Raw genomic sequence first — 12,106 nt, forward strand, 5'->3', positions numbered from 1 at the left:
ATTTGCGGTTGTTGATGCAAGAAGGCCATGCTGGTGGTATCCTTCTAAGGCTTCGGATTGTTTGCGGGCGTGGCGCAAGCCAGCGGCCAATCAACTCTCCAAGCGATGGCGGACAAAGACGGCAGGGACCATGATGACGTCGGGTGTTACCCGGTCCTAAGGGCGGTCGCCTGCCGCCGGGACTGCTGGCTGTGATGGGCCGCAGTCCCGGCCGCCAAACTACCCGATCCTTCTCAAACAATCCTAGGGTGGAGCAGTCGCGAAGCGACGTCGCGGAAACCCTGGGATCCATGCCGCGACCTTGCGGGCGTGCTCCCAACGGTCGGGAATGGCTCCCTCGCTGACGAGTGTAAACTATTGATCCGTCACACTCTTTAGCGGGCGTCGCGGCATGGATCCCAGGGTCTGCGCCGCGTCGCTTCGCTCCTTGCTTCGCTCAGGGATGACGAACTCATGAGAGGCGCGCCCCCAATCGCGAGCGCCGGTTGTCATACCCACTCATTGTCACCATCTGTCACTAACTTGTACGCGTACGTCGATTTCACGTTGACATCCCGCTTTCTTCAATTTACGACTGACGAAAATCGAAATTCGTCACTTGTCAAACGAAAGAGCCATGTCCGAAGCCGCCAACATAGTCGCCGACGCCGCCAGGCAGGAGAATGTGACGCGCATTCTCGACTGCGCCGAACGGCTGTTCCGGCACTATGGCTACGGCAAGACCAATGTCGCCGACATTGCCCGCGACCTCGGCATGTCGCCGGCCAACATCTACCGTTTCTTCGCCTCCAAGGTCGAAATCCACCAGGCGGTTTGCGGCCGCATGCTCGGCGCCAGCTACAAGATGGCTTACGAGATCATGCATCTGCCGATCAGCGCCGAGGAGCGGCTGCGGCGCTACATTCACGCCCAGTACAAGATGACGCTCGAGACCATGCTCGACGAGCAGAAGGTCCATGAGATGGTCATCGTCGCGCTTGAGCGCGACTGGGCTGTCATCGACGCGCACGTCAACAGTATCCACGACCTGTTCGCCGAAGTGATCCGCGAGGGCGTCGAGACCGGTGAGTTCAGGCAGCAGGATCCGGAAGCCGCCTCGCGCTGCTTCGGCGCCGCCACCGTCATTCTCTGCCACCCGCAGATGGTGGCGCAGTGCCTTGCCAAGACCAACCGGGCAATGCCCGACGAACTTATCGACTACGCCATCAGAGCCTTGAAATAGCCGCCGGTCACCGGTGTCGCCAGTCCGCCTCCAGTCGGGAGTACCACGATGTCTTTGTCCCATTCCATCATCCGCCGGTTGCCGGTCGCGGGGTTGATCGTCGCGGCGCTCGCTCTGGCCGGCTGCAGCCAGGAAAAAGCCGAAGTCAAGGATATCATCCGCCCGGTCAAGGTCGTCGAGATCGCCCAGGCGCACGACACCCGCATGCTCTCCTATTCCGGTTCGGTGCGGGCCCGTACCGAAAGCGCCCTGGCTTTCCGGGTCAACGGCAAGATCACCGAGCGCCTGGTCGACATCGGCCAGCACGTGGCGCCGGGCGATTTGCTCGCCCGCATCGATCCCACCGACTACGACCTCTCGGTCAAGAGCGCGCAGGCCACCCTCGATGCCGCCGAACGGCAGGTCGAGACGACAGAGCTTGCCCGCAAGCGCGCCGAGCAGCTTTTTGCCAAGAATTTTTCGCCAAAGTCGCAGCTCGAACAGGCAACGCTGACCTATGACCAGGCGGTCGCCACACGCGACTCCGCCCGCTCGTCGCTTGACCAGGCCAAGAACCAGGTCGGCTATACCGACCTCAAGGCCGACAGGGACGGCATCGTCACCGCGGTCAACGCCGATGTCGGCCAAGTGGTCGGCTCCGGCACGCCGGTGGTCACCGTCGCGGTCGACGGTGAAAAGGAAGTGCTGATCGCGGTGCCGGAAATGGAGATCGCCGAATTCAAGCCGGGCAAATCAGTCAAGGCCGGCTTCTGGTCCGACAACACGCTGACGCTCGACGGCAAGGTCCGCGAGGTCGCCGGCAGCGCCGATACCCAGTCGCGAACCTTTGCCGTCCGTGTCAGCCTGCCCAACGATCCGCGCGTGCTGCTCGGCATGACCGCCAATATCGAGGCCTCGGCGGCCAACGAAAAGCAGCTGGTTTCGATCCCGCTGAGTGCGTTGGCCGAGAAAGACAGCCAGTCGATCGTCTGGACAGTCGATCGTGGCGCCGACACCGTTCATGCCCGCCCGGTCAAGGTCGCCGAGTTCGCCGCCGACGGCGTGCGTGTCACCGAAGGATTGAAGCCCGGCGACATCGTGGTCGCCGCCGGCACACAGTTCATGACCGAGAATCTGAAAGTGAAACTCGCCGGCGGCGTGGCGCAGCAATCCGCCTCCGCCGAGGGCGAAGACGCCAGCCAGCTGCGCTGACGACACACAGGTTGGCCGCGCATTGCCGCGGCCGCAGGTTTCCGGGCGGCGTGCGCCCGAAGGTCGAGACGTCAAGGCCGATGTCCCCCCGCATCGATCCTAGCGTCCCACCGCGATGAGTGTCTCTCCACTTGGAAAGCCTCGCCGCCCGGAAGCCAGATCGAAGGCAGATGATTTCGTTTCGCGCGCCGCGCTTCTTCGAAGCACCAGGCGCCGGTAACCAAGCAAAGTGGACCAGCATCCATGACGACCTCCACTGAAGAAAAGCGGCCTTTCAATCTGTCGCGCTGGGCGATCGGCCACCCCTCCATCGCGCGCTTCCTGTTCGGGCTGATCATCATCGCCGGTGCGCTCGGCCTGATGCGCATGGGCCAGAAGGAAGACCCTGACTTCACCTTCCGGGTCATGGTCGTGCAGGCGATCTGGCCGGGCTCCTCGATCAAGGAGATGGAAGACCAGGTCGTAAACAAGATCGAGCGCAAGCTGCAGGAAACGCCGCATCTAGACTTCGTGCGCTCCTTCACCCGCGCCGGCAGCGCCATCATCACCGTGCAGATCAAGGGCGACACCAACGCCGCCGAGGTGACGGACGCCTTCTATCAGGTGCGCAAGAAGGTCGGCGACATCTCAGGTGACCTGCCGCAAGGCCTGCTCGGCCCCTATTTCAACGACGAGTTCGGCGACACCTTCATTACGCTGCATTCGATCAGCGGCGACGGCTTCTCCTACCCCGAGCTGAAGAAGTTCGCCATCCAGGCCCGTGACATGCTGTTGACGACATCAGGCGTCGAGAAGGCCGTCATCATCGGCGACCAGCCAGAAAAACTTTATATCGATGTTTCGTCCAAGGCGCTGGCCGAGCGCGGCCTGACGCTGACCGACCTGCAGAACGCGATCAAGGGCCAGAACAATGTCGATCCGGCCGGGTCCGTCGACACCGGCGTCAATTCGGTGCGCATCTCCGTCGAAGGCGACGTCACCAAGGCCGCCGACATCAGGGAATTGCGCCTGCGCGCCGGCGGACAGGTCACCCGGCTTGGCGACATCGCCACCGTGACATCCGGGCTCGAAGATCCCTTCCAGCGCAAATACCGTTTCAACGGCCATGACAGCGTGCAGCTTGGCGTCGTCATGGCCAAGGGTTTTAAAGTCACCGATGTCGGCAAGGATGTCGAGGCGACCTACAAGCGCTTCGAGGAGGCGCTGCCCTATGGCGTGTCCGTCGACCAGATTTCCGATCAGCCGGGCGTCGTCACGGATGCAGTGGCTGAATTCATGCATGCGCTCGGCGAGGCGCTGCTGATCGTGCTTGTCGTCTCGTTCCTGTCGATCGGCTGGCGTTCGGGCCTGGTCATCGCCATCGCCATTCCGCTGGTTCTGGCAGCCACCTTCGCCATCATGTACGAGCTCGGCATCGACCTGCAGCGCATTTCGCTGGGCGCCCTGATCATCGCGCTCGGCCTGCTTGTCGACGACGCCATGATCGTCGTCGAGATGATGGAGCGCAAGCTGGAGGAGGGGCTGGTCAAGGTCGAAGCGGCGAGCTTCGCCTATACATCGACTGCTTTCCCGATGCTGACCGGCACGCTGGTCACCACCGCCGGCTTCATCCCGGTCGGCTTTGCCGCTTCCACCGCCGGCGAATATGTGCGCACGCTGTTTTATGTCGTTGGCATCGCACTGATCGTGTCGTGGTTCGTCGCCGTCTATTTCACGCCGTGGCTCGGCAACATGATCCTCAAGCAGCGCAAGCACGCCGGCAGCCATCACGATGCCTTCGATACGCGCTTCTACCGCGGGCTTCGCTCGACCGTTGGCTGGGCGGTGCGCCACCGCATCATCGTTCTGGTCATGACGCTGGTAACCTTCGGTACCAGCCTGTGGGCGTTCCAGTTCATCCCGCAGAACTTCTTCCCGCAATCGTCGCGGCCGGAAATCCTCGTCGACCTCTGGCTGCCGGAAGGCACCAGCATCAAGGAGGTCGAGGTGCAGGCCAAGGCGCTCGAAGCCAAGATGATGGACGACAAGGACAAGCGCTTCATCGCCACCTATATTGGCGAAGGCGCGCCGCGCTTCTTCCTGCCGCTCGACCAGCAGCTCGCCAACCCGAACTTCGCCCAGATGCTGGTGATGGCCAATGACGAGCCGGCGCGCGAGCGGCTGATCGTCAAGCTGCGCACGGTTCTGGCCGAAGACTTCCCCTCGATCCGCGGCAAGGTCGACCGCCTGTTCCTCGGCCCGCCGACCGGCTGGCCGGTGCAGATGCGCGTCATGGGTCCGGATCGCCAGGAGGTGCGCCGCATCGCCGACCAGGTGAAGGAGAAGTTCCGTGAGGATCCGCTGCTAGGCGCGGTCCATGACGACTGGCTCGAACCCGTCCCGGCAATGAAGCTGGTTATCGACCAGGATCGTGCCCGTGCGCTCGGCGTCACCTCGCAGCGCATCCGCCAGATGCTGCAGGCATCGATGTCCGGTGCGCCGCTCGACGACTTCCGCGACGGCGAGGAGACGGTCTCCATCGTCGCTCGCGAGCCGGATGCCAGCCGCAGCCTGCTGTCCTCGGTCGATTCGGTCTATATCCCGACCGATTTCGGCGGCTTCGTGCCGCTGTCGCAGGTGGCCAAGGTGGTTCCCGTGCTCGATCAAGGCATCGAGTGGCGCCGTGACCGCCTGCCGACCATCAGCGTGCGCGCCACGCTGCCCGACGGCGTGCAGTCCAATGACGTCGTCACCAAGATGTACAAGGACATGCAGGGTCTGCGCGACGGCCTGGCGCCCGGCTACAAGATCGAGATCCAGGGCGGTGCCGAGGATTCGGCTGAAAGCCAGGCTTCCATCGCTGCCAAGGCGCCGATCATGCTGGCCATCATCGTCGTGCTCTTGATGATCCAGCTGCAGAACTTCGGCAAGGCGATGCTGGTGCTGGCCACCGGTCCGCTCGGCATCATCGGCGCTGCCGCGGCCCTTCTGATCAGCGGCGCGCCGTTCGGCTTCGTCGCCATCCTCGGCGTCATCGCGCTGCTCGGCATCATCATGCGCAACTCGATCATCCTGGTCGACCAGATCGACCAGGACATTGCGAGAGGCATGGAACGCTCCGAAGCGATCATCGGCTCGGCTGTCCGCCGTTTCCGGCCGATCGTGCTGACGGCGATGACGGCGGTGCTGGCGCTGATCCCGATCTCGCGCGCCGTGTTCTGGGGCCCGCTCGCCTACGCCATGATGGGCGGCATCATGGTAGCCACCGTGCTGACCATTCTCGTCCTTCCGGCCGGCTACGCCCTGTTCTTCGGCCGCGAACCGAAGAAGGTAGGGAATGCCGCACAGGCGTCCGAGCCGGAGCTGCCCGCCGAGCGGCCGCAACTGGCCTTGGCCGCGGAATAGAGCGGTCTTATCGCATCATCCGCCGTCGGCGATGGCGGATGATGCCGTGTGACGGTTGGTCCGTCACGCCGACGAAAATGCTCCCCGGAGCGGATTCTGCAAAACAGAATTCCTTCCCAGGACCGCAAAGCGGTCCCATCCTGCGCTATACCGGAGCGGCAACGCTCGTCCTCATCAGGGTGTCTTCCCATGGCAGAAAAACGGCAATTGCGGCTCGGCGCCTTCATGCGCCCGGTCAGCTTGCACACCGGCGCCTGGCGCTATCCCGGCGCCTATCCCGACGCCAACTTCAACTTCGCGCATCTGAAGCGCTTCGCCCAGACGCTGGAGGCGGCGAAGTTCGACGCTTTCTTCATGGCCGACCATCTGGCCGTGCTCAACATGCCGATCGAGGCGCTGCGGCGCAGCCACACGGTGACTTCGTTCGAGCCTTTCACGCTGCTGTCGGCGTTGGCCGCCGTCACCGACCATATCGGCCTGGTCGCCACCGCATCGACCACCTTCGACGCGCCCTATCATATAGCCCGCCGCTTCGCGTCGCTCGACCACATCAGCGGCGGCCGCGCCGGCTGGAACATCGTCACCACGTCCAATCCAGATGCGGCGCTCAATTTCGGGCTGGACGAACATGTCGAGCATGACGAGCGCTACCACAAGGCGCGAGAATTCTACGATGTCGTCACCGGCCTGTGGGACAGTTTCGCCGACGATGCCTTCATCCGTGACGCCGAAAGCGGGCTCTATTTCGATCCGGCCAAACTGCATGTGCTTGACCACAAGGGCGAGCACCTCGCCGTGCGCGGGCCGCTCAACATCGCGCGCCCGGTGCAGGGCTGGCCGGTCATCGTCCAGGCCGGCGCTTCGGAGGCGGGGCGCCAACTGGCCGCCGAGACGGCCGAGGTGATTTTCGCCGCCCATGGTGATCTTGCCGCCGGCCAACGCTTCTTTGCCGACGTCAAAGGCCGGGCGCAAAAACTCGGCCGCTCGCGCGACGACATCAAGATCCTGCCCGGTGCTTTCGTCATCGTTGGCGACAGCGTCGAGGAAGCGCGGGCCAAGCGGGCGAAGCTCGACAGCCTGGTCTATTACGAGAGCGGCATTGCCTCGCTGTCGATAGCACTCGGCCATGACGCGTCGGCTTTTGATCCCGACGCTGCCTTGCCGGACATACCGGAGACCAATGCCTCGAAGAGCAGCCGCGAGCGCGTCATCGAGCTGGCCCGGAATGAAAACCTGACGGTGCGCCAGCTTGCCCAGCGACTGGGCGGCTATTCCGGCCTTGCCTTCGTCGGCACGCCGCAAACCATTGCCGACGAGATGGAGGAGTGGCTGGTGACTGAGGGATCCGACGGCTTCAACATCATGTTTCCCTATCTACCCGCCGGGCTCGACGATTTTGCCGAGAAGGTGGTGCCGGAACTGCAGCGGCGAGGGCTCTTCCGGCGTGAGTATGAGGGAACGACCTTGCGCGAGAATCTCGGCCTGAAGCGGCCTCCCAACCGGTTCTTCGAAGGCTCCGAAGCGGCTATCCGCAAAGCCGGCTGACGTCTTGGCGCAAAAAAAGAAACTGGCGCGCCGAAGCGCGCCCGTTTTTATCGGTTGGCGATGTCAGATGACGAAGTACCAGTTGGCGATCAGCATCACCGCCACGCCGGCGACCAGCGTCAAGTAAGGCAGCATTCCGGCTTTCTTGACCGCGAGGTCGGCTCCCGTCATGCCGAGATCGGCCAGCATGTGGTCGGGGAACTTACCCTTGTCCTGGATGTAGTGGCGGAAGCAGAACACCGGGATGATCAGCGCAGCGGTGATCAGTCCGGCCCACAGCGCCATCGGGTTCCACACCTTGGCGCCGGCGCCCATGAAGATGGCGTTGACATAGGCGAAGATCGCCCCGATGCCGAGCAGCCAGCTCGGCGCCTTCCAGGGCCGCGCGATATGGCCGTTGTCGATGCGGTGGATCCAGCCGGCATTGAGGTTGAGGAAGTTGAAGATGATGTAGCCGCAGTTCGACACGGCGAGGATGAAGAAGAAGCTCGTCGCGTCAGCCGAGGCGATCGCCAGAACGATCAGGTTGAAGACGAGATCGGTCCACATCGCCCGCGTCGGCGCGCCATGCTCGTTGACATGGCTGAGGTAGCGCGGCAGCCAGCCATCCACGGAACCCTGATAGAGCGTGCGCGAGGAACCGGCCATGGCGGTCATGATGCACAGCACCAGCGCCAGGATCATCAGCATCACCAGCAGGCTGTGGATCAGCGCGCCCCCACCGACCATGCCGGCCAGAGCGTCTGCAACGCCGGAGCCGTCGACGATCGGTGTCGCCAGCATGCCGTTGAGGCCCAGCACGCCCTGAAAGGTGAAGGGCACCAGGATGAACAAGAGCATGCAGAGCAGGCCGGAATAAAAGATGGCCTTGAAAGTGTCGGTGCCCGGGTTCTTGAACTCGGATGTGTAGCAGACGGCGGTTTCAAAGCCGTAGGTCGACCAGGCGGCAATGAACATGCCGCCGAGCACCAGCGTCCAGCCGGCGATGTTCCAGGCGCCCGGCTCGGGCGCATAGGCGGCGGCCAGCGGCACCAGCGGCGAGAAATTCGCCCAGTTGATCTGGCCGGTGACGATCGGCACGACGCCGACGATGAGCATCGGGATGATGACCAGCAGGCCTATGTACTTCTGCACATTGGCGGTGCCGAGGATGCCGCGATGCTGGATCGAGAAGATGATCAGCATCAGCACGGCGCCGATGAAGAAGGTCGCGTTCAGCGTGAAGGAGACCGGACCCAGCGTGTGGCTGTAAAGCGTCCAGTTGCGGATTGCCGGCGTTGCGGCTGTCGTCACCGCGGCAATCGCGTCGGCGGGCGCCGTTCCGGCATGCGCCGCGATATAGGCGACGACATCGGCCGAGGTCTCGGTGAACAGCGGCACTGGCGCCAGCGCGTTGAGGATATAGGCGGCGGCGATCGAACAGCCGAGCGATAGCACCGGCGACCAGGCGAACCAGTTGCACCACACCGACAGCGGCGCGATGAACTTGGAATAGCGCAGCCAGGCGGTGGCGCCATAGATCGAGGCGCCGCCCGACTTGTTCGGGAACAGGCCGGCGATCTCCGCATAGGTGAAGGATTGTAGGAAGCCCATGATCATGGAGGCGATCCAGATCGCGAAGGCCAGTGTGCCGGTCGTACCGGCAATGCCGCCGATCGAGAACAGGACCAGCGCCGGAACGCCGCTTGCGACCCAGAAGGCGCCACGCCAGTCGATATTCCTGTGCAGCTTGCTTTCGGCAGGCTGCTCCAGGGCCGTGCTTATAGTGCTCATGTCAGTAACTTCCCCTTTTTTCAGTGTTCCCCGCCGGCGATGCCTCGGCTTTGCGAAGCTTGCTCCCCGGCACATGACCGAACGACTCCGGTGTTTCCACTCAGTCGTATTTTTTTCTTAAGAGTGAAGATTGATCCGGCGCGCTTTGACGTCAAGCGTTTTGTGAAACCGTGCACATCACGCTCGCGCGCGCACGCAACAATACGCCTCAAAGCGCTGCTGATGAGCGGTTCTGCCTGTCCGGAAGGCAGTGCTCAGGAGCGCGGTCTGGTCTTCTGCGGATCGTAATGGGCGAAGGCGACGACTCGCGCCGGCAGCCTCTTGGCATGGCCGTCGAGCTTGCCGATCTCGACCTCCGTGCCGATGGCGGCGTGGGTGACGTCGAGCCGCGCCAGCGCGATGTTCTTGTTCAGCACCGGTGAACGCATGCCTGACGTGACGACGCCGATCTGGGCGCGGCCGACATGGACGCAATCGCCATGGCCGACGGCGACATTGCTGTCGATGTCGAGCCCGACCAGTTTGTTCTGCGGGTTCTCCTTGCGCCGGATCAGCGCCTCGCGGCCGATGAAATCATCGGTCTTGCTCTTCAGCGGCACGGTGAAGCCGATGCCCGCCTCGAACGGGTCGGTCTGGTCGGAAAATTCGTAACCGGCGAAGATCAGCCCGGCCTCGATGCGCACCATGTCGAGCGCCTGCAGGCCCATCGGCTTCAGCCCATGCGGCTGGCCGGCCTCCCAGATGGCGTCGAACACCTTTTCCGCGTCGCGCGGGTGGCACCAGATCTCGTAGCCGAGTTCGCCGGTATAGCCGGTGCGCGAGACGACCACCGGAATGCCATTGCCGCCGCCGATGCGGGCGACGGCGAAACGGAACCATTCGAGCTCATCGATCGAGGGCTGCAGCGGCGAGGTCCAGATCACCTCTCTCAGGATATCGCGGCTCTTCGGCCCCTGCACGGCGACATTGTGCATCTGGTCGGTCGACGAGCGCACCAGCACGTTGAGCCCAAGCTTCTTCGCGGTCTCGCGCAGCCATTCGCCGGACAGATCGTCGCCGCCAACCCAGCGGAAATTGTCCTTGCCGAGCCTGAGCAGCGTGCCGTCGTCGATCATGCCGCCATGCTCGTAACACATGGCGGAATAGACGATCTGGCCGACGCCGAGTTTTTTGACGTCGCGGGTCAGCGTGTATTGCAGCAGCGCTTCGGAATCCGGGCCGGTCACCTCGAACTTGCGCAGCGGCGACAGGTCCATGATCACGGCGTCCTGGCGGCAGGCCCAGTATTCGGCGATGGGGCCCTCCTTGGCGAAGGAATTGGCCAGCCAGTAGCCCCTGTATTCCGAGAAGTTGCGGGTGTGCTTGGCGAAGGACGAATGGAAGGAGGTCTCGCGGGTCATTTTCGGTTCCGAATCGGGCGTCATGCGTCTCGCGATCGCTCGCGAGAATTTGTGCTGGCCGGAATAGGTCCGCACATGGATGTCGGTCAGGTCCCAGCCATTGGCCGGGGTCGTATCGTCAGGGCAAGCGGAGGAGACACAGACGATGTCGGTCAGCGCCCTGAGCAGCACATAGTCGCCGGCGCGCGACCATGGCTCGTCGGAGACCATGACGCCATGCGCGTCGATCGCGGTATTGAAGAAGAAGTTGATCGCCATCCAGCCGGCGCGAGGATTGACACCCTTGCCGGCCAGCGCGCCGTTGAAATTCTCCGAGCAGTTGGTGTGGCCGGGATAGCCGATGTCGTCGTAATATTTGGCGGCACAGGCGAGCGCGAAGGCATCGTGCCGGCCGCACGTGTCCTGCACGACTTCGACCAGCGGCTCCATGTCCTGGTCGTAATATTTCGAATGCAGGCCAGGCATCGGGTAGCTTGCGCCCATCAGTGTTCGGGTCGTCGTCACGTCGAGCGGATGGTCGAGGCCCTTGTCCAGCTTGCGCGCGGAAAAGCACTGGAAGTCGGTGCACTGGCGCCCGTCGACATCGATGATCTGCAGATAGTCGCCGGCCTTGACGAAATAGGATTCAGCCGTCGCCGAATGAACGCGCAGGTCGAGCACCGGATCGGCGAGCGGATCGGCCAATTGCGACTTCGATTTCAGGCGCACCGTGGCGCGACGCACGATGACGGTGAGCGGTGTCGCCGTGTCATGGCCATCGACCAGCATCGGCCCGCCGGGCGCGGCTATGATCATCGAGCCGTCGCGTGTGATGGTGAAAGCCTGTTCCGTGCCGGCAGGCGTGGTGGCGCCGAACACGCGCACAGCCTTGGCCTGGTCGAGCTGCACCTGCCGGCGCGCAATGCCGCGCCGCAACGCGCCGATACCGTCATCGGCCTCGGTCAACAAAGCCTTGATGCCGGCGGCATTGCTGTTGGACTTCTCGCCTAAGATGCCGGGATCGGTGGTGCCTGCGATGTCCCAGGCCAGCAGTTCGCACGCCTGGCCGCCCTCGACGTTGCGCACGGTGAAGGTGTCGCCGGCCTCGACCTCGATCAGCACCGCACCATTGCCCTGGATCGTGTAACGCTCCATGCCCGGCGGCAGCGCGATCTGGCCGGGCCTCAGGATGAGGCTCGGGCGCGGCGGTCCGGCTGTCACTGTGGGGTAGGGCGACTGGCTCATCTCAGCCTTGCGGTTCGAGAAACAAGTTTGCCTGTGTGTGAAATTATTTTAGCAGCAAGAATAGCAGCGCGGTTGGGTTTGGCAAGGCGAAGGTGATGCAAGCTCCCCCTTCTCCCCCTGTGGGCCTGTTGTGTAATTGCAGCAGAGCGCGGATGAGAGCGGGATTGCGGGAATGTCGCCCGTATTCGTGAGTTCTTGTGTCTGGTTTGGAGTTTCGGGCGGCGGTTCGGCCTCGTGGGGCCGGACTGCGGGCGCACCTATCCTGTGATGGCGGCCCATCGGCGCATGTTGAAGGCAATCGCCGCTAACGTCACCTGGGCAGTGGCTTTGGCCAGCCCGACATAGCGGATCGTGGTCAGCTTCATGC

General features: G+C 63.4%; 6 protein-coding genes and 1 pseudogene. 4 read left to right on the forward strand and 3 right to left on the reverse strand.

Annotated features, from left to right (window positions below; all coding sequences use genetic code 11):
- The first annotated feature begins 616 nt into the window (after nucleotides 1-616).
- The 4 genes from AC1DX4_RS34795 to AC1DX4_RS34810 all read left to right on the forward strand — a co-directional run bounded on the left by AC1DX4_RS34795 (nucleotide 617) and on the right by AC1DX4_RS34810 (nucleotide 7,342).
- Nucleotides 617-1,222: a TetR/AcrR family transcriptional regulator gene (locus AC1DX4_RS34795; protein ID WP_477224641.1), complete on the forward strand. Its 606-nt coding sequence runs from the start codon at nucleotides 617-619 to the stop codon at nucleotides 1,220-1,222.
- Nucleotides 1,223-1,270: 48 nt separating this feature from the next.
- The gene (locus tag AC1DX4_RS34800; RefSeq protein WP_477224642.1) at nucleotides 1,271-2,413 is read left to right on the forward strand and encodes an efflux RND transporter periplasmic adaptor subunit; all 1,143 of its coding nucleotides are present in this window, start codon (nucleotides 1,271-1,273) and stop codon (nucleotides 2,411-2,413) included.
- Nucleotides 2,414-2,656: 243 nt separating this feature from the next.
- Nucleotides 2,657-5,797, forward strand: coding sequence for an efflux RND transporter permease subunit (locus tag AC1DX4_RS34805; protein ID WP_477224643.1), 3,141 nt, complete (start codon nucleotides 2,657-2,659; stop codon nucleotides 5,795-5,797).
- Nucleotides 5,798-5,986: 189 nt separating this feature from the next.
- Nucleotides 5,987-7,342: an LLM class flavin-dependent oxidoreductase gene (locus tag AC1DX4_RS34810; RefSeq protein WP_477224644.1), complete on the forward strand. Its 1,356-nt coding sequence runs from the start codon at nucleotides 5,987-5,989 to the stop codon at nucleotides 7,340-7,342.
- A gap of 63 nt (nucleotides 7,343-7,405) precedes the next feature.
- Here AC1DX4_RS34810 and AC1DX4_RS34815 read toward each other — a convergent pair whose 3' ends face one another.
- The 3 genes and pseudogenes from AC1DX4_RS34815 to AC1DX4_RS34825 form a co-directional block, all read right to left on the reverse strand.
- Nucleotides 7,406-9,115 (reverse strand): APC family permease, encoded by a 1,710-nt coding sequence (locus tag AC1DX4_RS34815; protein WP_477224645.1) that lies wholly within the window; start codon nucleotides 9,113-9,115, stop codon nucleotides 7,406-7,408.
- 254 nt (nucleotides 9,116-9,369) lie between these two features.
- Nucleotides 9,370-11,739 (reverse strand): DUF1989 domain-containing protein, encoded by a 2,370-nt coding sequence (locus tag AC1DX4_RS34820; RefSeq protein WP_477224646.1) that lies wholly within the window; start codon nucleotides 11,737-11,739, stop codon nucleotides 9,370-9,372.
- Between the two features lie 257 nt (nucleotides 11,740-11,996).
- A pseudogene (locus AC1DX4_RS34825) lies at nucleotides 11,997-12,106 on the reverse strand (IS5/IS1182 family transposase); the annotation flags it as partial.

Source organism: Mesorhizobium sp. P3_A8, assembly GCF_056402995.1.

Excerpts from the sequence above, each read along its gene's own strand:
- AC1DX4_RS34810 (WP_477224644.1), top strand. The coding sequence starts at position 5,987 with ATGGCAGAAAAACGGCAATTGCGGCTCGGCGCCTTCATGCGCCCGGTC.
- AC1DX4_RS34795 (WP_477224641.1), top strand. The coding sequence starts at position 617 with ATGTCCGAAGCCGCCAACATAGTCGCCGACGCCGCCAGGCAGGAGAAT.
- AC1DX4_RS34805 (WP_477224643.1), top strand. The coding sequence starts at position 2,657 with ATGACGACCTCCACTGAAGAAAAGCGGCCTTTCAATCTGTCGCGCTGG.
- AC1DX4_RS34815 (WP_477224645.1), bottom strand. The coding sequence starts at position 9,115 with ATGAGCACTATAAGCACGGCCCTGGAGCAGCCTGCCGAAAGCAAGCTG.
- AC1DX4_RS34820 (WP_477224646.1), bottom strand. The coding sequence starts at position 11,739 with ATGAGCCAGTCGCCCTACCCCACAGTGACAGCCGGACCGCCGCGCCCG.
- AC1DX4_RS34800 (WP_477224642.1), top strand. The coding sequence starts at position 1,271 with ATGTCTTTGTCCCATTCCATCATCCGCCGGTTGCCGGTCGCGGGGTTG.